The following is a 24,388-nucleotide window of genomic DNA, read 5'->3' on the forward strand; positions in this document are numbered from 1 at the left end:
TTAAACCATTCACATATATACTGTATGTATAATATCATTCAATTGAACGACAAAAATTTGTCGGAACTTCAATCTATTGCCCAAGAACTGGGTATTAAAAAGACAGACTCACTAAAAAAAGAAGAACTTGTTTACAAGATACTTGATGAACAAGCCATCGCAGGTGCTACCAAAAAGGTTGCCGCTGAAAAGCTGAAAGAAGAGCGTAAAGTGGACAGACAACAGAAACGCACCCGCGTGACCGTAAAAAAAGAGAGTACTGACAAAGTCTTCACCGCCAACAAAAATGGTGACCTCACTAAGGCAAAAGCGGAAGCCACTGTTGCAGCAGCCAAGGTACAACCTGTAGCAGAGGCAGCAAAAGCCCCGGTAGCAGAGAAAGCTCCTGAAATAGTTGCAACCACCACCGTAGCCACTCCCGAAAAAGCTGAAGACTCTACCTCCCCGAAACGTAAACCGGGACGTCCTCGCAAAGTCAAGACGGAAGAAAAAGCTCCCATACCTGCACCTGTGCCTGTCGCAAAAAAGGAAGAGCCTAAAAAAGCTGAACCGGAATTGAGTTTTGAGCCCGAAACACCTAAAGTAGTTAAGAAAGTCGTAATAGAGGACAGCCCTATCTTATCAGAACCCGAAGATGACTTCATTCCCATCGAAGATCTCCCGACTGAGAAAATAGAACTCCCTTCAGAACTGCTGGGCAAATTCGAAGCTACCAAAGCCGAGACTCCCGTAACACCCGTAACAGAACCCACACCTGCTATTGCACAACGCCCACGCCTTCGTCCTCGCGACAATAATAACACTCCTTATAACAATAACAATAACAATAACAATAACAACAACAACAATAATAATCGTAACAACAACCCGCGTCCTGTTCAGCAGCAACGTCCCGCACAACAAAATGCCGGTGATAACTATGCTCCTGTGCAAGAACGCAGACCGGTAATTGAGCGTGAAAAAGTATACGAATTCGACGATATCCTGACCGGTACCGGCGTACTGGAAATCATGCAGGATGGTTACGGATTCCTTCGTTCTTCCGACTATAATTACCTTTCTTCACCGGATGATATTTATGTATCGCAATCTCAAATCAAGCTGTTTGGTCTGAAAACCGGTGATGTTGTAGAAGGTGTAATCCGTCCTCCCAAAGAAGGTGAGAAATATTTCCCATTAGTAAAAGTGGAACAAATCAATGGACGTGACCCGGCTTTCGTACGTGATCGCGTACCATTTGAGCACCTCACGCCATTATTCCCCGACGAAAAATTCAGATTGTGCAAAGGTGGCTATTCAGACTCTATGTCAGCTCGTGTAGTAGACCTTTTTGCTCCTATCGGTAAAGGCCAGCGTGCATTGATCGTGGCACAACCTAAAACCGGTAAGACCATATTGATGAAAGATATAGCCAATGCTATCGCAGCAAATCATCCGGAAGTCTACATGATCATGTTGCTTATCGACGAACGCCCGGAAGAAGTAACCGACATGGCACGTACCGTAAATGCCGAAGTGATTGCCTCAACTTTTGATGAACCGGCCGAACGCCACGTAAAGATTGCAGGTATCGTACTGGAGAAAGCAAAGAGACTTGTAGAATGTGGCCATGATGTCGTTATCTTCCTGGATTCTATCACCCGTCTGGCACGTGCTTACAATACGGTATCCCCGGCTTCCGGCAAAGTTCTTTCAGGTGGTGTGGACGCCAATGCACTACACAAGCCCAAACGTTTCTTCGGTGCCGCCCGTAATATTGAAAATGGTGGCTCACTCACTATCCTGGCTACTGCATTGATTGATACCGGTTCTAAAATGGACGAAGTTATCTTCGAAGAATTCAAAGGTACAGGTAACATGGAGTTGCAACTCGACCGCAACCTGTCCAACAAACGTATTTTCCCTGCAGTCAATATTGTTGCTTCCAGCACTCGTCGCGATGATCTGTTGCAGGATAAGCAAACATTGGATCGCATGTGGATACTCCGCAAATATCTGGCTGATATGAACCCGATAGAAGCTATGGATTTCGTAAAAGATCGTATGGAAAAAACCAAAGACAACGACGAATTCCTAATGAGTATGAACAGCTAAAACTGAAGTCAAAGGATATAATCAACAAGAAATAGGATTAAATATACAAAAAGGACGAGACATTTTCGGATATCTCGTCCTTTTTAGTTATTTTTGTCGCAATTAGTCATATGCCATTGTATAAAACGTATTAGTTAATAAAGTGAAGCTCAGTAAAACGTTCATGCTATCATTGTTGATGCTATTTTACGGCGCTTCCTATATCCTGTCTGCAAGCAAGGATTCGGAAGATGAACGTATACATCTTATAGAATACCTGATGGATAACAACTTAGGTTATTCCCAGGAAGTCAGATTAAGCGATATCGTCCAATGGGAGGACGAACTTGTAGAAGTATTCCGCAGCAGGAAGGACTATAAATACATGTTCCTTATGCGTCAGATGTCCGCCTATGCCCTTGCTTCAGGCGGGCATATCAACGATGCATTGGAAAAAGCGAATGCCATGCTGAAACAGGCCACTCAAATGAAATGCGATATCGGCATAGCCATAGCCCATTGCTCAATAGGCGATACTTATCTGAATGCCCACATGAACAACGAGGCTATCGAAGAATACCAAATAGCCATGCAGAAGTTGCATAAAGTTTCCGGCTCCGAAAAATTACAGGAAAAAGTCTTGATTCAACTAATTCCAGCCCTCATCAGAAAAGGAAGGATGGATGAAGCTAAAGCCCATTTGGATCAGATGGAACAAATGAATGATAACCAGCACAGCCGTTTCATAGAAAATATCTTCCAAGCATATTATTACCTCTATAATAATGATATGGATAAAGTCCGGAAATATATTCAGGAAGCAGAAGAATGGTATGAATACTATCCGTTTTATTTTCATAGTTCTATCTTGAAATATATACAAGCTGAATATGCCAAAAGAATTGGAGATGACGAACTAGCTATCAAATTATATAATGAGCTGACCATCAATACTAGCAATGCCAATGTCTATAACAGATATCTGAAAATGAAGAATTCACTGGCGTACTTGTATACCAAACAAAGCAGACCCAGAGAGGCATGCGCCATTTTTCAGGACATCAACATTGCACGAGATTCTATCAATGCCCGTAATTATTCCACCCAGATAAACCTGTTGCGAACCATATATCAGGTGGACCGTCTTGAGATGGATAATCAAAGTGAGCGAAGCCGTCTGCTTTTTTATTCAATTATAGGTTGTATCCTCATTTTAGGCATATCTATTGCATCCGTACTTTATATTCGTAAAATCAATGCACGCTTGATTGCATCTCAACATAAATTGGAAAAAGCCCGGCAAAGTGCTGAGAACTCCATTCGTACCAAAAGTCTTTTTCTGTCGAATATGAGTCATGAAATACGCACTCCACTAAATGCCTTGTCCGGTTTCTCATCTATTCTGACCGATGCTAATATTGACATCGGAACCCGACAACAATGCAATGAAATCATTCAGCAAAATTCAGACTTACTTTTGAAGCTGATAGACGATGTTGTTGACCTTTCCTGTTTGGAAATCGGGAAAATGCAATTCCAGTTTAGAAACAGCGATGCAGTAGCTATTTGTCGCAATGTAGTGGATACGGTAGAGAAGATAAAGCAAACATCCGCCGCAGTCCTATTCCAAACGTCTCAGGAAAAAATGGAAATCTATACGGATGAAGCACGTCTCCAGCAGTTACTCATCAACTTGCTGATTAATGCAACCAAATTTACCACAGAAGGTAGTATAACCTTATTATTGGAGAAAGAATCAGAAGAAATGGCTGTGTTTTCAGTTACAGATACCGGTTGTGGGATTGCCCCGGAAAAACAGGGACAGATATTTAATCGTTTTGAAAAGCTGAATGAAAATGCCCAAGGCAGCGGATTGGGACTCTCTATCTGTCAATTGATTGTAGAACGTTTTGGTGGAAGAATATGGATAGATCCTGAATATAAGGATGGTTCCCGATTCTTGTTTACTCACCCGATTCACTCTGTCAACAGAAAGGAGGCAGCGCAATGAAACAAACCTTGTTAATACTCGCTCTTTTCCTGCAAAGCTTCCTCGCATTCGCAGAGAATACAACAGAAAAATCAGCTGTTGCAGACAGCCTGTTAATTGAGCTGCGTACACTTCCGCATGACACCACAAGATTAAAATTGCTTGAAAAACTCGTGCTTACCGAACAAAACTCTCCGCATTATATAGAATATGCTGAAGAAATGTTCAACGAAGCACAGCGCCAAAAAAATCCTAAATATATATGTAGCAGTACATATTTCAAAATATTGTACTACTATAATAAAAATGAAGTCGATAGTGTCAGTAAACTGGTGAACTACGTGAAACCCATTGCCGAACGCATGGAGTTTTTCAGGTTGTACTTCAATGCACAAAAATTGCTTATTTATACTTATACATATAAGGAGAAATATGAATATGCCATCAATGAATCATTAAAAATGCTTGAGAAAGCAGAAGAACTGAATAACACAGACGGCCGTATAGCTGCTTATTCATGTCTGGCAAGTGCATACCATGAAACCAACCGTACAAAAGAAGAAGGAGAAGCGCTTCGAAAAGCTCACAAATATGTTTCGGAACAAACAACCAGCAGTACACAGTTTAATGTTCTGAATCAACTAATTGTATTCAGTAAAGACCAGAAAGACTATTCAAGCCTGAAGATGTATCTGAAAGAAAACAAACAGCTATTGCAAGAAATGCTTAGTTTAGATCCGGATATGTATGAATCATATTTCAATCTTTATTTATTCTCAGAAATATTTCAAACTTACTATTATATAGGGATAGGAAAGATAGACTCGGCTAAATATCATATAGAAGAAGCTCAAGGCTTCATAACTCCGCAGAGTTATATTCCTTATATGGCCCTGTATTATGATGCAAGTGCGGAGTATTACCGGCATACAAAAGATTATCAGGCTGCACTTCTCTATATAGATTCTGCTCTGATAAAGATGAAACAATTTGAATCTGCCCAAATGGAGTATGCCAAACAATTATCGCGGAAAGCTGACATTCTGCAAGAAATGGGTAAATATGCAGAAGCCCTGCCACTGTACGAAAGTTCCAATCATATTCAGGATTCACTGACTGCTACCATATCAGCTAAACAACTGGAGGAAATCAAAGAAATACATCATCTGAACCAATTGGTATGGGAACGTGGAAAACTAAGAAATCGTGTACAAACCAGTATTCTTTTGAGTCTCGGAATCATCCTGATCTTATGTATCGGCTATATGTTCCGCATCAATCTGATACGAAAAGCACTAAAGATATCAGAAAAAGAAACTCATAAAGCCACACGACAGACAGAAGAAGCCAATGAAATGAAGAATCGTTTCCTCTCCAATATGAGTCACGCCATCCGTGTTCCCCTGAACGGGGTATTGGGGTTCTCACAAATCATAGCAAACGAAGCGGAAATAGACGATCAAACCCGCAAAGAATATGCGGAAATTATTCAGCAAAACACGGATCAGCTAATGCGTTTAGTCAACAATGTCCTTGATTTGTCGCGCCTGGAAGCCGGTATGATGAAATTCCAAATGAGTAATTATGACATCGTACAGCTCTGCAACGATGCTGTAGGAATGGCACATATGCAGAATTCTACCTTGCATACTCATTTCATCAGTAACATTGACGAATATATCATCCATACAGACACAAACCGGTTCATGCAATTCGTTGTCAGTATTCTAACTTGTCCATTCGCTTCTTTCAAAGAAGAACGCGATCTCAACTTCACTCTGAACAAGAACGGAGAAATATTACGTTTTAAAATCACCAACTGCCCCCTCGCAGACCTCAAATATGCCAATCAAGACTCTGCTTTGCGTAATGATGTCAACCGTCTGTTTATAAAACACTTTGGCGGTACATATCAGGTAATCCCCGATAGCAAAGAAGGTCCAACTATTCTTTTCACTTATCCCGCTACCTCGGTTGAATAATATTATTGCCTTAAATGAAGGTAGATACGTGGATTTTTTGTACTTTTGCGCCTCAATAAGAGTAATTTGTAATTTATAAATAGAATTATATCATCATGTTCGATAATTTAAGCGAAAGACTGGAAAGGTCGTTTAAAATTCTGAAAGGTGAAGGAAAGATCACCGAAATCAATGTTGCGGAAACCCTGAAAGATGTGCGCAAAGCACTGTTGGACGCTGACGTAAACTACAAAGTAGCCAAAACTTTCACTGATACCGTTAAGGAAAAAGCATTAGGACAAAACGTGTTGACAGCTGTAAAGCCCAGTCAGTTGATGGTAAAAATCGTGCACGATGAACTGACTCAATTGATGGGTGGCGAAACAGCAGAGATTGATTTGGAAGGAAAGCCGGCAGTTATTTTGATGTCCGGCCTGCAAGGTTCCGGTAAGACAACTTTCTCAGGTAAGCTGGCACGAATGCTGAAAACGAAAAAGAACAAGAAGCCGTTATTGGTGGCTTGTGACGTATACCGCCCTGCCGCTATTGAACAGTTGCGCGTATTAGCTGAACAAATTGGAGTTCCAATATACTCTGAACTTGATAGCAAGAATCCGGTGAAAATTGCCGAAAACGCCATTCAAGAGGCTAAAGCCAAAGGATACGATGTAGTCATTGTCGATACAGCCGGACGTCTGGCAGTAGACGAAGAGATGATGAACGAGATTGCCGCTATTAAAAAAGTAATCAATCCAAACGAAATCTTGTTTGTAGTAGACTCCATGACTGGTCAGGACGCTGTAAACACAGCAAAAGAGTTTAACGAACGACTTGACTTCAACGGTGTTGTACTGACTAAATTAGATGGTGACACCCGTGGTGGTGCCGCTCTTTCCATTCGTTCGGTGGTGAACAAGCCGATCAAGTTTGTGGGTACAGGTGAAAAACTAGATGCCATTGACCAGTTCCATCCCTCACGTATGTCAGACCGTATTCTTGGTATGGGTGATATCGTTTCATTGGTGGAACGTGCCCAGGAGCAGTACGATGAAGAAGAAGCAAAACGCCTGCAAAAGAAGATTGCCAAGAATCAATTCGATTTCAACGATTTCTTGAGTCAGATTGCACAGATCAAAAAGATGGGCAACCTGAAAGACCTAGCTTCTATGATACCGGGTGTAGGTAAAGCTATTAAGGACATTGATATTGATGATAATGCATTTAAAAGTATTGAGGCTATCATCTATTCGATGACCCCGGCAGAACGCAGTAACCCAGCTCTTCTGAACGGTTCGCGTCGTCAACGTATTGCCAAAGGTAGTGGTACGAATATTCAGGAAGTAAACCGCCTGTTGAAACAATTTGACCAAACCCGCAAGATGATGAAGATGGTAACGGGTAGCAAGATGGGCAAAATGATGCCGAAGATAAAATAATAAAGATAAACTGCAAGTATACCAATCCCGCTAATTTCATATTTTAAATGAAGTCAGCGGGATTGTTGTTATATTCGGTTATTTGCTCTATATTTGCGATACTCTTTTAGGTCCCCAATGCAAGATAAATTATAATCAAAACAAAAAATATTTATATGACATTAATTGATGGAAAAGCAATCTCTGAACAAGTAAAACAGGAGATTGCTGCAGAAGTAGCAGAAATTGTAGCAAAAGGTGGCAAATGCCCTCACCTTGCTGCAATTCTTGTAGGCCACGATGGTGGCAGCGAAACGTATGTTGCTGCCAAAGTGAAAGCATGCGAAGTTTGTGGATTCAAATCCAGCCTCATCCGTTATGAAGCGGATGTTACGGAAGAAGAGCTCCTTGCTAAAGTACGTGAATTAAATGAAGATGCAGATGTTGACGGATTTATCGTACAGCTCCCATTACCCAAGCATATCTCTGAGCAAAAAGTGATTGAAACTATCGATTATCGTAAAGATGTAGACGGGTTTCATCCCATCAATGTAGGTCGCATGTCCATAGGATTGCCTTGCTATGTATCAGCAACTCCTAACGGTATTCTTGAACTACTGAAACGCTATCAAATAGAAACTTCGGGCAAGAAGTGTGTAGTATTGGGACGCAGTAATATCGTCGGTAAACCAATGGCTGCACTGATGATGCAGAAAGCCTATCCGGGAGATGCTACTGTAACCGTATGCCATAGCCGGAGTAAAGATCTTGTAAAAGAATGCCAGGAAGCCGATATCATCATCGCTGCATTGGGACAACCCAATTTTGTGAAAGCTGAAATGGTAAAAGAAGGTGCCGTGGTTATTGATGTAGGTACTACACGTGTACCGGATTCTACAAAAAAATCAGGCTTCAAACTGACTGGAGATGTTAAGTTTGACGAGGTTGCTCCGAAATGTTCATTTATCACTCCTGTACCGGGTGGTGTAGGACCGATGACCATCGTTTCTTTGATGAAGAATACATTGCTGGCTGGTAAGAAAGCAATATATCAATAATAAAAATACCGAATACCGGAAGGAGCCTCTTGTGACAACTCGACTCCTTTCGGTATTTATTTTATCCAGTGGAACCTTAATCCACTCAAAGTCATGAAACAGACAATCCCTCTTGCATTACTTTTCTTCTTTATATCGTGTTGTAGCACAGCACAGGAACAAGTAGTACCGGAATCCATTGATACAATCCCCCCTGCAAAAATCACTCTATTATTTGTAGGTGATTTGATGCAACACAAAGCCCAGCTTGACGCCGCACATACAGATAAAGGGACTTATGACTACTCTCCCTGCTTCTCTCTCGTAAAAGAGCAAATCAGTGGGGCGGACATCGCTATCGGCAATTTAGAAGTACCTATCGGTGGAAAACCTTATAGTGGTTATCCGGCTTTCTGCGCACCTGATGAATATTTATATGCCATTAAAGAGGCCGGTTTCAATGTTCTGTTAACTGCTAACAATCACTGTCTCGACCGCGGTAAAAAAGGTTTGGAACGTACAATCCTAATGTTAGATTCCTTATGTATCCCCTACACCGGAACTTATAGAAATGAAGAAGAACGCTGTCAACGATACCCATTATTCATTCACAAAAACGGTTTTCGAATTGCCCTTCTTAACTATACCTATGATACCAATGGAGTTAAGCCATCCTCTCCCAACATAGTGAACTATATTGATAAGAAAATCATGTTACAGGATATCAATACAGCACGAACATGGCAACCTGATGTTATCATTGCCTGTATGCATTGGGGAAACGAATACCAATCGCTACCTAGTCGCGAACAACGACAGTTGGCTGATTGGCTATTGAAACAGGGCGTTACCCATATCATCGGTAGCCATCCTCATGTTATACAACCTATGGAACTACGCACCGATAGCATTACCGGAGCACAACACGCTGTAGTATATTCTTTAGGGAATTTCATCTCCAACATGAGCAAAGTAAATACTGACGGAGGACTTATTTTCACATTAGAATTAGAAAAAGACACCACAATATCTGCCTCCCCGCAAGTTCGAGTACAACGTCGTGGATATAATTTGGTATGGACAGCACGTCCCAATCTCACCAAAGAAAAAAATTATGTGCTTTATCCTACAGATTCCGCATCTATTTCAAAGCTCCCGGAAGCTGCACGTAACCATCTGAATATCTTCGTCAAAAATGCCCGAAAGCTCCTCCAACAGCACAATGTAGGAATTAAGGAGAATAAAAAATAATGCATATTTCAATAAAATATTTCGCCAAATATTTGCAGTATCAAAGATAATACCTATCTTTGCACCGCGTTTGAGAAATGACGCAAACATGGTGACTGTAGTTCAGTTGGTTAGAGCGTCAGATTGTGGTTCTGAATGTCGTGGGTTCGAGTCCCATCAGTCACCCAAAGAAAGAGGAATTTCAGTAATGATATTCCTCTTTCTTGTTATATATCAGGCTTTTGGGAAGATTGTTTCACTTCCTCCGATACTGCTGCGGAGACTCCCCCGTCTGTTTCCTGAAAAACGTGCCAAAGTAGGAAGCATTAGGGAAGTTGAAGTAATCAGATATTTCCTGTATGCTCTTTTGCGTGTTCTTAAGCAATGAAATGCTCTTGCGGATAATGGCTTTGAACACCAGTTCCTGTACCGTATATCCACAAATAGACTTGGACAATACGGAAAGGTACTTAGGTGACAAACAAAGTTTATCTGCATAAAACTCCACGCCTCGCTGCTCCATATAATGCTTTTCAATCAACTGAATCAACCGTATGAAAATATCATGCTTATGCCCTACCGATGCTCTTTGCGTGATAAGTTTACGGTTATAGATAGAACAGAGCCGGTACGTCAGCCCCAGCAAAAGTAACTTCTGCTCATAATGATTGAATGTATTTTCCTCTATCCGTAAAGTGTTGTCCAAAAGAGACATGTACTTCAGGACTTCATTCTCTTCACCTGTACTCCATACGTAACATGGCTCCGTGGCAAGCTGTGAGTAGAGATGCATCGAAGTCACACAATTGCCTATGATGTCACGTATTGGCTCTGTCTGGTAAACAAGGATGAATACTTCCGCATCTTCCGACTGCCGGGATACCTGAAAGACAGAACCACCGGGAATAAAAAGAGTCTCATTCACTTTGGCCGAGAAACTATTCTGATTAAGAGTAAACATAAAACTTCCCTGACGGCAAACCACCACCCCCACTCCATTCACTTGAAACGGTTTCTTCAATGACTCCGGAAAATCATGAAGCATACCTTCCGAACTACAAACATCTTTTCCACTTAATAATGCATGGTTAAGACGATACAAACGTTCCTGCTGAGTATCCATAATATCACAAGCTATATAAAAAAACAGTGCTAAGTTACTAATTTCCGCTTAGGATAAGGAATAATCAGTACGAATATCATACAAATAAGGCAACCGTATATAGTCCAGCCCGCCATTTCTTTTACGGCAGACAGGGTGGCCTGCACCTGAATCCGCCCTTTGGTAGACATTGCCGCCATATTGATTGCGTCCTGCTTGCTCTTTCCCTGATATTGCATGCCTTGAACAGTCTGGGTAAACGAGGCGGAAGCCTCGGGATGAAGCATATCCACATTTTGCGCATAGCGGGTGACATAATGCTGCTGACGCTCCTGCAATATATTTGAGTAAAGAGCGCCTCCGACGCCAGGTCCCAACACCATGCGCACGGTAAGCATGACGCAAATCCAAGTAGAAAGGTACTTATAGGGCATGCGTTGCGTGGCATAAGCAGCCGTCAGGGCATAAAGGAACATCATACCTGTGGCACGGATAATGACCGGATACTTCACCCGCTCGTATAATCCGGCACTCTGCACTTCGAAGTACATGAATACTGCCGACAATCCGAGAAACAGGAAGCCGGCCGCAAACAGATACTTGAAATGTACTCCCTTGGAGCCCAATATCATAGAAGAGATAGCACCAATGGCGTAACCCGCCATACACCAGTTGCCCAATGTCGCATTCTGATAATTATCCAATTTCATACCGACACCCGTAAACACATTGACAAACATGGCACTCGAATTGAATATCATCAGTAACAGATAAAGCAAAATGCCCATACGAATGGTGCGTAACTTAAAGACATCCAACAGGAGGTAATGTGAATGGCGGTTCTTCTCCATATAGAAAAAGAGACAGGCGAAGACAACCGCAACCAGGGTGGCGGTGCGGATGGACGCATCATCGTACCAATCCAAGACTTTACCATAAACCAGCACATAAGTGATGCAAACCAATGTAATGCAGAACACCGCCACATTGCCAAACTGCCTGAAGTTAATAGGAAAGCGGCGCGTAGTAAACTTATGATAAGGCATTGTGATAAAGATAACCAAGATGGAAAGCAACACCGTACCCATCATAAAATAATACACATACCGCCATTCATACTCAAAAGCCAGCCACGCCGTAAGCGACGTGCCCAATTGCCCTAAAATCATGAAGAACAGATAAATGCCCGGTTGGCTGACGCACCTGTCAATGTCCAGTTTGTTCCAACCCTTATCATCATCAGGCTCCAATCCCGGAGTGATGTTGCGGGTAGCTTCCATTCCGGCGGCGTATTTGATAAGCGTAAACAGATTGACCATCATCAGTACCATCCGCAAGAAGCCCATGAGCAGGCTGCAAAGCGCCAGAATAAATATACTGTCCGTCTCCGCACAGATATAGCTAAAGACATACATGAGCGAGAACCCTGCCAGGCACATCATCTTCTCCCGGCGGATACACATCAGGCGATACAGGAAAGGAGCAAAAGCCGCCATTCCGATGGACGTGACGAAATTAGTGAACTGAATATGTTCGGAGATGATGCCCAGTCCACTCATCATTTCGGTGCTGTTCACAGAGTAAACGCCACCCACCGTAAGGATAGGAATAAAGAGTAACAACATAATGATGATGCCTATCGGTTTAGGCACCCAGTTGTAGAAAGGATAGTTTTTAGGGTACGAGGGCATGGCGTCAGAGTTTAGCTTTCACAACTACCATCATACCTGCCGCCAGTCTCCCATTATCTTCTTTGGAGAGATTGGTGAAATCGATACGAACCGGTATGCGTTGCTGTATCTTCACGAAGTTTCCGGCAGAATTATCGGTGGGAACCAACGAATATTTAGAGCCCGTAGCTCCCGAAATAGCCGTAACAATTCCTGTGAATTCTCTGTCGCTGATGGCATCCACCGTGATAATCACCTCCTGCCCAAGACACAGATTCTCAATCTGGGTTTCTTTATAATTGGCAACAATCCACTTCTGCGTATCGGGCAAGATATAAGTGATGGTCTGCCCTGCTGAGATGAATTGTCCTTCCTCCAGGGCACGGCGTCCCAACTTTCCGTCACAAGGGGCTACGACTACTGTATAAGACAGATTCAGCTTAGCCATTTCCACCGCAGCCGTTGCCCGCTGAATGGCCGCCTCGGTACTCTCACGGCGATGAGACACTTCGTTCACTCCCGAAAGAGCCGCCTTCCGCTGACGCTTCACGGCTTCCAGTTTCTTGTGTGTAGCCTCGTATTCCGTTTCTATCTGCTCCAACTGAATGGGGGTTGCAGCGTTCCGTTTCACCAGATTCTCATAACGCTGGCGGTCTTTCTCCAGTTTGGCCAAACGGATTTCTATTTCAGAGATGGAAGCATCGTAAACGGATGCAGTGGTTTGCGTGGTCTGCAAGGTGGCTCCAATGACGGTGGCGCCTGCCTGCGCATCCTTGAGGGCGGCTTCCGCTTCCATAACGCGGATTTTATATTCACGGTCATCCAGTACAAGCAAGGTGTCTCCTTTGCGAACTTCCTGATGTTCGGTAAAATAAATCTTCCTGATATACCCTGAGGCACGCAGGTTGACGGGAGATATATACTGTTCTATCTGGGCGTCGTTGCTGGTTTCGGTCTGCTTGTAATCCAGGAAGAGACAGACCACTTGAATCATCCCCCAAATCATGACGCCTACTCCCAACAGGCTGATTACGATTTGCCAACGGCGTAATTTTCTCAACTTCCTTGCTTTCTCCTGATGCGTATTGGATGCGCTATTGTTTTCTACAGTTTCCATATTTAGATGTTATTGATTAACGTGTTATTCGACTAATGATTCTATTTGCCCGGTCAGTTTCAGCAACATGAGGTTAGTCACCCGATAGTTGTAGTGGGCGCTGATGTAATTGTTCTGGGCTTCGCTCATCCGCATTTCGTCTTGCAGCACTTCGGTCATTGAGGTGATGCCTTCGCGGTAGCGGTCCATAGTGACGGTATATACATCTTCGGCGAGCAAATAATTATCTTTCTGTTTCCTGAAATTCCGTTGGTTGTTCATCAGATCGTTGGTAGCATTCAGGTATTGGGTCTGCAAATTCTTGCGGGTGTTCTCCTGTGCCAGTTTGATGTTTTCGATATCAATGACCGCCTTTCTGGTTTTATAGCGTTTGTCCAGACCGTCGAAGATGGGGACACGCAGCGAGAGCCCTAAGCCATAGGAACGATACCAATGACCGGAAGGACCGGAATGAAACCAGTGGTAAGCCTTATCGGTGTAAGCGGAAAACATCCAGTTGCCCGTCAGATTCAGGGAAGGGATGTATCCGTAACCAATCATCTTCTTTTGCTGCTCCGCCAGTTGGCGTTGCGATTGCAGCAGTTGGAGTTCGTATAGACTCTCCGAAAGTCCGGTCAACGCTACGGGGGTGATGGTTTCGGTATCCACCGGCACTAAGGCTATTTGTTTTTCTGCGGGATAATCGATGATGTATTTCAGCAGGTTCAATTGCTGTTCCAGCATGGCTTGTGCATTGTCATACTGCACTTTCAGGTTTTCGAGATTGATGTTCACCCGTTTTACATCGACTTCCATTGCCATTCCGTTGTCATAGAAGGCCTGCGTGATGTTCTGCAATTCTTCAAGACGGGTGATATTGGTTTTTATCAGTGCGATTTGCTCGGCGGTGACTTGTCCCAGGTAATACATCTTACAGACTTGCAAGATGAGGTCTTCTCTCGCCTTTTCGTAGGTGAGGCGGTTCATCTCGTCCATTGTCTGCGCAATGGAGATACCGGTATAGAGGGTTTGGTTATAGAGCGGCATCTGGAGCTGCAAACCTGCGCTGGCATTGTATTGCAAGGTATGGGTTACATTGTAGGGTGTGCCGTAAGCGGAGCCGTCAGTGACGGATACGGGCGGGTCGATATTGTCATTATAATTGGCAAAACCATTGATTTGGGGCAACAACCGTGCACGGTTCTCGGAGATGCCATACCTTCCCTTTTGTATCTCTTTCCGTTTACTTTGCAGGGACAGGTTGTTCTCGATACCTATCTTCAGGCAGTCTTCCAATGCCAGAGTATCTTGTGCGCCTGCACTCACAACGGGCAGGCAGAAAAAGGAAAAAATGAACAGTAGCCTTCTCATAACAATCATTTGATATTTGGAGGCAAAGTTAGCGGGTTAGCACATAAGATGCTGTCTATATATCGACTGTTTATGTTCACATTTTCCCTTTTTGCATGATTACTTCTGATTCATCCCACAACCATAACATGCACAAATGTTCCCCACCCTATAAATCAGATCTTGCCAATAGCCATATATAACGTTGCAAACATTAGTAAATTCCCAAGCTATTCATAAGAATATATGCAAAAAAAGTGAATGGCTAAAAACATAAAAAAAGCACAGTTGTTATTTTTTCATCCAGAATCTGCAAAGCAGGCATCGACGGTATCTTTAAGATTAAATAGTCTGAAAATAAATAATACAACGTTTATTTCCAAGATACTGGCATCCGGTTTGCGAGTAGTATTATGGAATGTTTATTCCTCTATTAGTAACATGACAACGTTATAATTAAAATAAATGATTATGGAAACAAGCAAAAAATTAATTGCAGTCGTAGAAATCAGTGGTGACAAATCAACACAATTCTGGGCAAGAGCCGATGATTTAGCGCAAGAGTACAATGAAAAGTCAACGGATATTACTTATATCGTAACAAAACTTCCCGATTCAGATGACTTGTTCAACTTTTATGCAACCTCTCAGGGAGAAATGAAGCAGGAGACACTGATCGAATGCAGTCGTGAATTCATCGACGGACTGATGAAACTGGTTCCAAGTGAGTGCGTTAAAATCAAAGTCATCGGAGATTCTGAAGAAAAATAACTCAGAAAAATCAGATAACCACAATGCCTCCATTGCATTATTATTACAATGGAGGCACTATTATGCTGTCAAGGTCGTATAAAAGCCAGTCTCTTATCCTCTTCCGCAAACAAGATCGCCGTATTCACCAATGCCAGATGAGAATACGCTTGCGGAAAGTTGCCCAATTGCTCTTTCGTGTCAAAATCAATATCTTCGCTGAAAAGTCCCAAATGATTGGCATATTTCAGTACTTCATCGAAAAGACATCTTGCCTCTTCGCGTCTGCCCGTGACGAACAATCCCCGTATCAGCCAAAAGGTACAAATTGTAAAGGCGGAAGAGGGCATACCGAAATCATCCTCATTCTTATAACGGTACATCAATCCTTTATGGAAAAGAGCTTTCCTGACTGCCTCCACTGTCTTATGGTAACGGACATCATCAGCCTGAATAAACCCGTAAGGTTCCATCAGCAGCAAGGACGAATCTAAGGCTTGATTATCATAAGCCTGGGAGAAACTCTGCATATCCTCTTTCCAACCATGTTTCATGACGTCTTCCCGAATATCCTCCGCCTCCTTCTGCCAACGCTCGGCATCCTCATACTTGCCCAGCATACGGGCTATCTTCACACCACGATCCAAGGCTACCCAGCACATCACCTTTGAGGACACGAAATGCTGTCCTTCACCCCTGATCTCCCAAATACCCTTATCCGGTTCCCGCCAATCTTCCACAACCGTGACCAGAATGCTTTTCACCATTTCCCACATATCCTCTATCTCGTCCAGTGTGCCCGGCATCAGGCGATAATACTGATAGATCAAATCCATCAGATAACCGAAAGAGTCGTTCTGTCTCTGATGATAGGCATCATTCCCTATCCTGACAGGTTTCGAATGCTTATATCCGGAAAGATGATCCAGAATAACCTCAGTCAATTTGCGTTCACCACGTATTCCATACATGATCTGATATGACTTGCGACTGGCCACGAAGGTGGACTGGATAAATTTCATGAAACGGCGGGCAGCACCGGCATGCCCCACCCGGAACATCGTCTCGATAGACATGGAAGCGTCACGCAGCCAACAGAACCGGTAATCCCAGTTACGTACCTCGCCAATAGTTTCCGGCAAACTAGTAGTCAAAGCTGCCAAAACGGCACCATTATAATAAGACATCAGCTTCAGCACTAGCAGGCTACGCTCTATCACTTCATTATAGAGTGTATACTTCTTACTTCGGTTAGTCCAGTTCAGCCAGTAGACCAGTGTCCGGCAGTATTCTAATTTCTCGCGTTCAATGTCTATCGGAATAACTTTTTCATTATAAGATAACAATAGGAATTCATCTTTTTCCAGTACTATTGTCTTTTTGGCGGTTATATCCTCCAGAGGTAAGGAAGAATACAGATATTGCCTGTCCCTGGTATCTGAAGAACAGTAGGTTTCAACATAACGGGAGGTCACATTATACATGACTTTACCACGTGCATAGTCAGGAGCCGGATTATAGTTGACTTTAAATTCCGGCCTCCCCTTTATCCAATGGATATAGCGATAGAATTCCGCCGGAATGTAATGTCCGCTACTGTCCTTTGAACGATAGCAGGGCATGAAGTCGAGCACGACGAAAACACCCGCTTCCGAAGCAAACTGTGTAGAGAGTATATTGATATGCGGAACATACGTTTGTGATATACGGTAATCTCCACTTACTTCAAAACCAAAGCATCCACCTTTCTCCTGGTCGAGCAGGGCGGCAAAAACGGAAGGTGAATCAAAATCCGGAAAACACAGCCACTCCACATTCCCCGTTTCGGAGATGAGGGCAGCAGTACGGCTATTGCCTACGACACCATAATTCAAATTCATTGTGTAATCATTTTATATTCCTTCGCAGCAATCCTTTCAGGAAGCCGAAGGTTGTTCTCATTCGTTTCTTTTCATCTTTCGTATCTTTACTATTAACGGCAAGAGCCCTCAGGAAAGGCAATACATCCGTCTGCGAGGGCAGATTATAGCCGGCCATTTCCGAAATACTGCCCACCTTTATCGTCACGGCATTCCGGGGTAATGCCTGGAACATATCATCGTCCGTGGTATCATCCCCTATTGCCAGAATAAAATCATAATGCATACCGGCTATCAGGCGACTGACTTCGGAACCTTTATTATAATCGGGCGACTTGATTTCCACCACCTTATTTCCCTGCATGATCTGCAATTTCTGCCGGGTGCAGATAGAGATGAGTGTGTTCACCAATTGTTGGGCACGCAAGCTCCCCAACCACACATCACTCTCCCTGTAATGCCAGGCAAGTGCAGTCTCCTTCATCTCCAGACGGGCACCGGGGGTCTTGCTGACAAACAAACGCAGGATTGCCAGCAAGCCATTCCCCCAGTCCATCTTACGGGTGTTTTTATGCCATACACCGTTTTCCTTGTAGAAAGCTCCATGCTCCGCCGCAAAGGAAACCGGGAGATTCCCTAACCATTTCTCCAAAGTATAGTGATCGCGCCCGCTGTTTATTACCACATGATTTGCCGGATCGGCAGCCAACTGTTGCAACAGTGCTATCAGTTCCTGTGTCGGCTTCGCATCTTCCGGACGAGGTTTGAGAGCCGCCAGCGTACCGTCATAATCCAGCAATATCAACCGCCGGCCAGCTTGAGCATACCTAAGTCTGAGTGAAGCAATGGCAGCAGCCGACAAGCGCTTTTGTCGGAACTGCTCGTTCTTCGCACAGGCATCTTCCAGCTCATGAATAAAGTCAGCTGCCCACTTGTCCACAGTCTGAACAGAGATTATGGCCTGCATACGTTTCAGACGCCTCATCTGCTCTTCTACCGGCATTTCCAATGCAGTACAGATGGCTGCTTCTATCTGCTCCGTGTCATTCGGATTAATCTGTATGGCATCGGTCATTTCTACAGCCGCACCTGCCATTTCGCTTAATATCAATACTCCCGGATTATCCGACTTTGCGGCTACGTATTCCTTTGCCACCAGATTCATGCCGTCGCGCAAAGGGGTCACCAAAACAATATCCGCCACACAGTACATAGCCGCCAGTTCTTCCCAGGAAAAACCATGATAGAAATAGCAAACCGGTGTCCAGTCCATCGTAGAGTAGCGTCCGTTGACGGAGCCGATCTCTTCATCTATGCGGGTTTTCAGTTCGGCATAGCTGCCGACATGGTCACGCGAAGGGACAATGACCATAGCCAATGTCATTTTTCCGTGATATTCAGGATGATGTTCCAGGAAAGAAGCAAAGCCGTAGAGGCGATGCAGGATACCTTTACTGTAATCGAGCCTGTCTACGGACAGTATCAGTTTGTGATTGCCGAACTGCTTACGGGTACGGTCGATGGCCTGATGTACTTGAGGATTGCAGGAGGCAGCATGGTAAAAATCGTAGTTGATACCCATAGGCAAAGCATCTACCCGCGTCACACGGTTGCCCAACTGCACCTCATCCAGTTTAAACTCAAGACGCAGCACACGTTCTACGGCACTGATGAAATGCCGCATATAGTCGTGGGTGTGGAAAGCTATAAAATCAGCTCCCAATAATCCTTTCAGTATTTCGGCCCTCTCTGGAAGGATGCGGAAAAGTTCATAAGACGGGAAAGGTATGTGATGGAAATAACCTATACATAAGTCCGGATAGACTTTCCGCAACAAGGCGGGAAGCAACATCAACTGGTAGTCCTGTACCCATACCCTGTCTCCGGGTCGTACCAGGCGGCAAATCTCGTCACAAAACAGTTGGTTCACTTCCTGATAGGCCTCCCAAAAACACTTCTTATACAACGTATAAGCATAGAAATAATGACAAAGCGGCCAGATAGTACTGTTACTATATCCTTCATAATAGTCCTGGATTTGCGATTCAGACAAGAATACAGGGTGGAAATTCATTGCAGCCAATTCAGATGTAATCTCTGATTTCTCTTTTTCCTTGCCCGCACACAAACCCGGCCAACCAATCCAGTGCTTCTCGCAAGAGGTCTGAAGAGAATTAAGTCCCGTGGCAAGTCCGCCTTCGCTACGCACAAACGAAAAGTTCCCGTCTGAATGGGTTACTTTTACCGGTAATCTGTTTGATATGATATAGAGTTTCATATCATCCATCATTGCAAAGTGCATACCAAAACCAATAAGAGCAACATAGCAAACTAATAATCAATAGCATAGCATTACTTTGTCCAGATATACCCTACTTCCCAAAATGAAAAAGACTTGTTCGTTTTGAAAGATTTCCGACCAAATGCCCTATCTTTGTACGTCATGAAATTAAACAAACCAGCATGAAAATCCTCTGGCTCGACCTGAACAGTTCATACGCCCACTCCTCACTGGCACTTCCGGCACTGCATGCACAGATAGCCAATGATGCCTCCATCGAATGGGACATCGTATCCGCCACCATCAACGAGAACGTGGGCATGGTAGCGGGCGAAGTTTACCGCCACCGTCCCGACCTGCTTGCCGCCACCGCCTGGTTGTTCAATCACGAGCAACTGTTGCACATCATTTCAAGAGTAAAAGCCCTGCTGCCCCAATGCTGCATCGTATTGGGCGGACCGGAATTTCTGGGAGACAATGAATTCTTCCTGCGCAGCAACCCGTTTGTCAGTTGCGTATTCAGGGGAGAAGGCGAAGAGGTATTCCCGCAATGGATAACCTACCGTAACGAACCGTTGGAATGGAAGAATATCCCCGGACTCTGTTACCTCGACTCCAACGGAAATTACATCGACAACGGCATCGCCCGTGTGCTGGACTTCCATCACCTCGTCCCCCCCGAGAAAAGCCGTTTCTTCAACTGGAGCAAGCCTTTCGTTCAACTGGAAACCACACGGGGCTGCTTCAACACCTGCGCCTTCTGCGTCAGCGGTGGAGAAAAGCCTGTGCGCACCCTGTCCATCGAGGCAATCCGCGAACGGCTGCAAATCATCCACCGGCACGGAATAAAAAACGTACGCGTGCTCGACCGTACTTTCAATTATAATGCCCGCCGGGCAAAAGAGCTGTTGGAACTGTTCCTTGAATTTGCCCCCGACATACGTTTCCACCTGGAAATGCACCCTGCCCTACTCTCCGAAGAGTTGAAAGAGGAATTAAAGCGTCTGCCCGAAGGGTTGCTGCACCTGGAAGCCGGCATACAAAGCCTGCGCGAACCGGTGCTTGTGCAAAGCCGGCGGATGGGCCGACTGTCGGATGCGCTGGAAGGGCTGAAATTCCTGTGTGCCCTCCCCAACATGGAAACGCATGCCGACCTGATTGCCGGACTCCCGCTCTATCAACTTTCGGAGATATTCGAAGACATCCGCGTATTGGCGGAATATGGCGCCGGAGAAATACAACTGGAGTCCCTGAAACTGCTTCCCGGCACGGAAATGCGCCGCAGGGCGGAAGAACTGGGCATACAATATTCCCCGTTCCCCCCCTACGAGGTGCTGCAAACCCGCGAAATCAATGTGGACGAACTGCAAACCGCGCGGCAACTTTCGCGCCTGCTGGATGGATTTTATAATGCTCCCGCCTGGCAGGGTATCACCCGAAGACTGATTCTGGATAACGAAACGTTCCTGCACGAGTTTCTGGAACATCTGATACGGATAGGATTGATAGATCAACCGATGAGTCTTGAAAAACGGGGCCTCATCCTGTATGAGTTCTGCAAACGGCATTATCCCGAATATCAGTCGGAAGTAAGCATCGCCTGGATAGAAGCGGGCATGTCGCTGAAGAAGCTCCCGGCAGAACGGGTAAAGACCAAGCGACAGGTGCGTCCCGAACATTGGGAAGTGCTGTATGGGGAATACAGGGAGAACCTCCGGCTTTGTTTCCTGCCTGCCGGCGAGGAAGAGAACCGGGGATATTGGTTCGGCTTTGAATCGGAGATACAGAAAATAGAGCCTGTGTTCAAGGCAAGAAATTAATTTATCGTACGAGGCTGAAATACTACCTTTGCCATGCACAGGTTACGGATTAGTTATGCTATCTTTGCGACTCGGCATATCATCATCCGTATTGATGATAACCATCATCCGTATTGATGGTAGGCATCATCCGTATTGATGATATATTAATGATATAGATAAGCCTCGCTCAGTCGTAGCATCAAGGCTATTAAACCATAAAGAAAGGAGAAATCAACATGGCTTTCTACAAAAAACAAAAAATACATGGGAAGTGGTATCCGAGAGCAATAACCAAAGGCCGTACGGCTACAACGGATGATGTGGCAAAACGTCTGGCGCTTATATCTACAGTAAGTCCGGGAGATACGTATGCGGTGCTTGTGAATCTGGGGGAAGTTTTGGCAAAACTGATGAGCGAAGGTCGGTCCGTACGGCTAAAGGGCGTAGGGACATTCTATCTCACTTGTCAATCGGAGAACCAGGGAGTGGACACACCCGAAGAAGTCAGCCCCCAGCAAATCACCGATACCAAAGTGCGCTTCATCCCCGAATACAGTCGTGAACAAAACAACCGAGTAATCGAACGAACCCTCATCGACCCTTATCTGGAATGGATAGATTTTGACGAAATAGGCAACAACAGCAACAAATAACCCCTCTTCAAGAGGCTGAACAAGATCAACTTCAACCCCACGATATGGAAAACCAAACCATCGAAAAAGCCGATTTCACCATCGACGAGCTGGAACCCAACTACTACGAATGCACCTTCGACAAATGTAACTTCTCCGGCCAGAGCATCGGCAGAGTTATCTTTGAGAGATGCACCTTCAAAGAATGCAACCTGTCACTGGTGAAAGCCAACAACACCTCCTGGCTGGACGTCCTCTTCACCGACTGCAAGATGACAGGCATCAACTTCACTCTCAGCAACCGCTTCGGCCTGTCCGTGGAGTTCCGCAACTGCCTCCTCTCCTACGCCCTTTTCACCGAGATGAAGCTGAAAGGTACCCGCTTCACTCGCTGCGATCTGCAAAATGCCGACTTCATGGAAACGCAACTCCCCGAAGCCAAGTTCACCGAGTGCGACCTCTGCTATGCCTCCTTCCATCACACCAACCTGGAAAAGGCCGATTTCAGCACCGCCCGCAACTACGCCCTGAACCCTTCCGCCAACCGCCTGAAGAAAGCCCGGTTCTCCCGCTACGGACTGGAAGGACTGCTGACAGGATTAGGAATAGAGGTTGTTGATTAACGCCTCATTGTGTAATTGAGAAGTAGGTGCCGTAGCACAAGGCAGTGTAACCCAAAACGTAGTACCTGCACCCACTTCCGAAGTCACCCCAATGGTTCCGCCCATGCTCTCTGCTATTAATTTGCAAATGGGCAACCCTAACCCAACTCCTTGCGTAAAAGAGTCCACTTTCTCGAAACGATCGAAAACCACCGGAAGTTTATCCTGCGGAATACCGCAGCCTGTATCTTTCACACTAATCTTGACACCCCCATCTATTATGCTGTACGCTATATCAATATGGCCGCTTTGGGTGTTTTTCAGAGCGTTCGACAGAAAGTTGCTCAATATCCGTTTGATATACTGAGCGTCAAGTTCCACCATATAATCCCGTTCCGGTTTATCCACCCGGACATCCAGCTTTCCGCCAACCTTCATCCTGCACTCGGCGGCACTTTCCACAACGAGGTCCGACAGACAAAACCATACAGGATACGGTTTAAAGTCTCCCGCCTCCAACTTCGAAAGCTCCAGAACATCATCCACCACCTTCAACAAGAGGGTATTGTTATGCTGTATCAACCGGTTATATTCCTTTTTCTCCTCCATATCCTCCGTCATAGTCAGTACGCTTGAGAAACCGACGATAGAATTCAACGGAGTACGTATCTCGTGGCTCATATTGGCAATAAAGGCAGACTTCAACCTGTTGGCTTCTTCCGCTTTCTCTTTTGCTTCCCGCAAGTCCTGCTCCAGTGCCTTTCTCTTGTCAATCATCAGAGTTCCCCCCACCAAGACGACCGGTTCGCCATCTTCATCATACTGATATACAGCTCCGTAGATTTCTCTCCACGAAAGATCGCCGTCTTCATCCCGAAGCAAGAATTCCTCGTCAAAGAAGTCCGTTTCCTTTCGTTTCAGTCTGTCCAATGCCCGGTGGATGTTCTCCCTGTATTCCGGCAGGATAAGCAGCAGATGTTCGTCGGCATCTACTATTCTGTCCGTTCCACCTTCACCGTCTCTTTTCCAGGTAATCTCTTTACGCCGTAAATCCCATGTCCACAGCTTCATACCGGTAGCTTTCAACAGCAAGCGATGCTGAATATCCAATTGTTCCAACTGGCACCGCTTTTCTGTTGCTTCCGTAACGTCCACAGCCGCACTAATCAGCCAGCGGGGCTCGCCCTTATAGTACAACAACTGCTTATACATATTCAAAGCATGCTTGTACCCATCAGCCAATATCAGATGCTGAAAGGTGTTTGATTGACCGGAACGTATCGTTTCCCAGTCTGTCTGTTGAAAGGCAGAACAAATTTCGGGAGGCAGAACACTTGCATTCTTCCCGATCAGGTCGTCCTGAGAGACACTATATAAATCTTCAGATTTCTTGTTCCAAAAAAGATAGTTACAGTTATCCTTGATGTCCTTCACCGTAGTCGGAATAGGAAGATTATTCAGCAACTCCCGCATCAGGAAATTGTCTTCCTTCATTTTTTCCCACTCTTTTACTGATATGCCATGAAGTTTATACAATC

Annotated in this window: 17 protein-coding genes and 1 tRNA gene; 11 read left to right on the top strand and 7 right to left on the bottom strand. The window is 44.7% G+C overall.

Going from position 1 to position 24,388, the window contains the following annotated elements:
- The first annotated feature begins 24 nt into the window (after positions 1–24).
- The 7 genes from rho to BN161_RS23735 all read left to right on the top strand — a co-directional run bounded on the left by rho (position 25) and on the right by BN161_RS23735 (position 9,892).
- Positions 25–2,094, top strand: a complete 2,070-nt coding sequence (gene rho / locus BN161_RS23705; protein ID WP_044270945.1) for a transcription termination factor Rho — start codon at positions 25–27, stop codon at positions 2,092–2,094.
- 178 nt (positions 2,095–2,272) lie between these two features.
- A complete protein-coding gene (locus tag BN161_RS23710) occupies positions 2,273–4,084 on the top strand; it encodes a tetratricopeptide repeat-containing sensor histidine kinase (protein WP_044270947.1) in 1,812 nt (603 codons plus the stop codon).
- Positions 4,081–6,045 carry an ATP-binding protein gene (locus tag BN161_RS23715; protein ID WP_044270949.1) on the top strand — a complete coding sequence of 655 codons (1,965 nt, stop codon included), beginning with the start codon at positions 4,081–4,083 and terminating at the stop codon, positions 6,043–6,045. The genes BN161_RS23710 and BN161_RS23715 overlap by 4 nt, the downstream gene beginning before the upstream one ends.
- A 95-nt stretch (positions 6,046–6,140) precedes the next feature.
- On the top strand, positions 6,141–7,460 hold the full coding sequence (gene ffh, locus BN161_RS23720; protein WP_044270951.1) for a signal recognition particle protein: 1,320 nt from the start codon (positions 6,141–6,143) through the stop codon (positions 7,458–7,460).
- Between the two features lie 155 nt (positions 7,461–7,615).
- On the top strand, positions 7,616–8,497 hold the full coding sequence (folD, locus tag BN161_RS23725; RefSeq protein WP_007216115.1) for a bifunctional methylenetetrahydrofolate dehydrogenase/methenyltetrahydrofolate cyclohydrolase FolD: 882 nt from the start codon (positions 7,616–7,618) through the stop codon (positions 8,495–8,497).
- A gap of 93 nt (positions 8,498–8,590) precedes the next feature.
- Complete coding sequence (locus BN161_RS23730) at positions 8,591–9,727, top strand: CapA family protein (protein ID WP_052356412.1); 1,137 nt, start codon at positions 8,591–8,593, stop codon at positions 9,725–9,727.
- A gap of 91 nt (positions 9,728–9,818) precedes the next feature.
- A tRNA-His gene (locus BN161_RS23735) sits at positions 9,819–9,892 on the top strand.
- A gap of 70 nt (positions 9,893–9,962) precedes the next feature.
- On the opposite strand, the gene BN161_RS23740 is transcribed toward BN161_RS23735, so the two are convergent.
- Genes BN161_RS23740 through BN161_RS23755 form a run of 4 tightly spaced genes read right to left on the bottom strand, consistent with a single transcriptional unit; the run spans position 9,963 to position 14,945 of the window.
- On the bottom strand, positions 9,963–10,829 hold the full coding sequence (locus tag BN161_RS23740; RefSeq protein ID WP_044270952.1) for a helix-turn-helix domain-containing protein: 867 nt from the start codon (positions 10,827–10,829) through the stop codon (positions 9,963–9,965).
- A gap of 29 nt (positions 10,830–10,858) precedes the next feature.
- Complete coding sequence (locus BN161_RS23745) at positions 10,859–12,499, bottom strand: MFS transporter (protein ID WP_044270954.1); 1,641 nt, start codon at positions 12,497–12,499, stop codon at positions 10,859–10,861.
- 4 nt (positions 12,500–12,503) lie between these two features.
- Positions 12,504–13,595 (bottom strand): HlyD family secretion protein, encoded by a 1,092-nt coding sequence (locus tag BN161_RS23750; RefSeq protein WP_044270956.1) that lies wholly within the window; start codon positions 13,593–13,595, stop codon positions 12,504–12,506.
- 24 nt (positions 13,596–13,619) lie between these two features.
- Entirely contained in the window at positions 13,620–14,945 is a 1,326-nt protein-coding gene (locus BN161_RS23755; protein ID WP_044270958.1) for a TolC family protein, read from the bottom strand.
- A gap of 450 nt (positions 14,946–15,395) precedes the next feature.
- On the opposite strand from BN161_RS23755, the gene BN161_RS23760 reads away from it, so the two are divergent.
- Positions 15,396–15,695, top strand: coding sequence for a hypothetical protein (locus BN161_RS23760; protein ID WP_244436611.1), 300 nt, complete (start codon positions 15,396–15,398; stop codon positions 15,693–15,695).
- Positions 15,696–15,763: 68 nt separating this feature from the next.
- Here BN161_RS23760 and BN161_RS23765 read toward each other — a convergent pair whose 3' ends face one another.
- Positions 15,764–17,554 (bottom strand): glycoside hydrolase family 15 protein, encoded by a 1,791-nt coding sequence (locus BN161_RS23765; protein WP_044270963.1) that lies wholly within the window; start codon positions 17,552–17,554, stop codon positions 15,764–15,766.
- A gap of 7 nt (positions 17,555–17,561) precedes the next feature.
- On the bottom strand, positions 17,562–19,811 hold the full coding sequence (locus BN161_RS23770) for a bifunctional alpha,alpha-trehalose-phosphate synthase (UDP-forming)/trehalose-phosphatase (RefSeq protein WP_044271025.1): 2,250 nt from the start codon (positions 19,809–19,811) through the stop codon (positions 17,562–17,564).
- Between the two features lie 185 nt (positions 19,812–19,996).
- On the opposite strand from BN161_RS23770, the gene BN161_RS23775 reads away from it, so the two are divergent.
- From BN161_RS23775 to BN161_RS23785, 3 genes are all read left to right on the top strand, one after another.
- Positions 19,997–21,634 (top strand): B12-binding domain-containing radical SAM protein, encoded by a 1,638-nt coding sequence (locus BN161_RS23775; RefSeq protein ID WP_044270966.1) that lies wholly within the window; start codon positions 19,997–19,999, stop codon positions 21,632–21,634.
- Between the two features lie 218 nt (positions 21,635–21,852).
- Positions 21,853–22,269, top strand: a complete 417-nt coding sequence (locus tag BN161_RS23780; RefSeq protein WP_044270968.1) for an HU family DNA-binding protein — start codon at positions 21,853–21,855, stop codon at positions 22,267–22,269.
- 44 nt (positions 22,270–22,313) lie between these two features.
- Positions 22,314–22,871, top strand: a complete 558-nt coding sequence (locus tag BN161_RS23785; RefSeq protein WP_044270969.1) for a pentapeptide repeat-containing protein — start codon at positions 22,314–22,316, stop codon at positions 22,869–22,871.
- On the opposite strand, the gene BN161_RS23790 is transcribed toward BN161_RS23785, so the two are convergent.
- Entirely contained in the window at positions 22,848–24,344 is a 1,497-nt protein-coding gene (locus BN161_RS23790) for a PAS domain-containing sensor histidine kinase (RefSeq protein WP_244436612.1), read from the bottom strand. The genes BN161_RS23785 and BN161_RS23790 overlap by 24 nt on opposite strands.
- Positions 24,345–24,388 lie beyond the last annotated feature (44 nt).

This window comes from Bacteroides timonensis (assembly GCF_000513195.1).
GTDB classification, from domain to species: Bacteria; Bacteroidota; Bacteroidia; order Bacteroidales; family Bacteroidaceae; genus Bacteroides; species Bacteroides timonensis.

Excerpts from the sequence above, each read along its gene's own strand:
- rho (WP_044270945.1), top strand. The coding sequence starts at position 25 with ATGTATAATATCATTCAATTGAACGACAAAAATTTGTCGGAACTTCAA.
- BN161_RS23780 (WP_044270968.1), top strand. The coding sequence starts at position 21,853 with ATGGCTTTCTACAAAAAACAAAAAATACATGGGAAGTGGTATCCGAGA.
- BN161_RS23750 (WP_044270956.1), bottom strand. The coding sequence starts at position 13,595 with ATGGAAACTGTAGAAAACAATAGCGCATCCAATACGCATCAGGAGAAA.
- BN161_RS23715 (WP_044270949.1), top strand. The coding sequence starts at position 4,081 with ATGAAACAAACCTTGTTAATACTCGCTCTTTTCCTGCAAAGCTTCCTC.
- BN161_RS23710 (WP_044270947.1), top strand. The coding sequence starts at position 2,273 with ATGCTATTTTACGGCGCTTCCTATATCCTGTCTGCAAGCAAGGATTCG.
- ffh (WP_044270951.1), top strand. The coding sequence starts at position 6,141 with ATGTTCGATAATTTAAGCGAAAGACTGGAAAGGTCGTTTAAAATTCTG.
- BN161_RS23785 (WP_044270969.1), top strand. The coding sequence starts at position 22,314 with ATGGAAAACCAAACCATCGAAAAAGCCGATTTCACCATCGACGAGCTG.
- BN161_RS23765 (WP_044270963.1), bottom strand. The coding sequence starts at position 17,554 with ATGAATTTGAATTATGGTGTCGTAGGCAATAGCCGTACTGCTGCCCTC.
- BN161_RS23790 (WP_244436612.1), bottom strand. The coding sequence starts at position 24,344 with ATGAAGGAAGACAATTTCCTGATGCGGGAGTTGCTGAATAATCTTCCT.
- BN161_RS23760 (WP_244436611.1), top strand. The coding sequence starts at position 15,396 with ATGGAAACAAGCAAAAAATTAATTGCAGTCGTAGAAATCAGTGGTGAC.
- BN161_RS23740 (WP_044270952.1), bottom strand. The coding sequence starts at position 10,829 with ATGGATACTCAGCAGGAACGTTTGTATCGTCTTAACCATGCATTATTA.
- BN161_RS23770 (WP_044271025.1), bottom strand. The coding sequence starts at position 19,811 with ATGAAACTCTATATCATATCAAACAGATTACCGGTAAAAGTAACCCAT.
- BN161_RS23730 (WP_052356412.1), top strand. The coding sequence starts at position 8,591 with ATGAAACAGACAATCCCTCTTGCATTACTTTTCTTCTTTATATCGTGT.
- BN161_RS23775 (WP_044270966.1), top strand. The coding sequence starts at position 19,997 with ATGAAAATCCTCTGGCTCGACCTGAACAGTTCATACGCCCACTCCTCA.
- folD (WP_007216115.1), top strand. The coding sequence starts at position 7,616 with ATGACATTAATTGATGGAAAAGCAATCTCTGAACAAGTAAAACAGGAG.
- BN161_RS23755 (WP_044270958.1), bottom strand. The coding sequence starts at position 14,945 with ATGAGAAGGCTACTGTTCATTTTTTCCTTTTTCTGCCTGCCCGTTGTG.
- BN161_RS23745 (WP_044270954.1), bottom strand. The coding sequence starts at position 12,499 with ATGCCCTCGTACCCTAAAAACTATCCTTTCTACAACTGGGTGCCTAAA.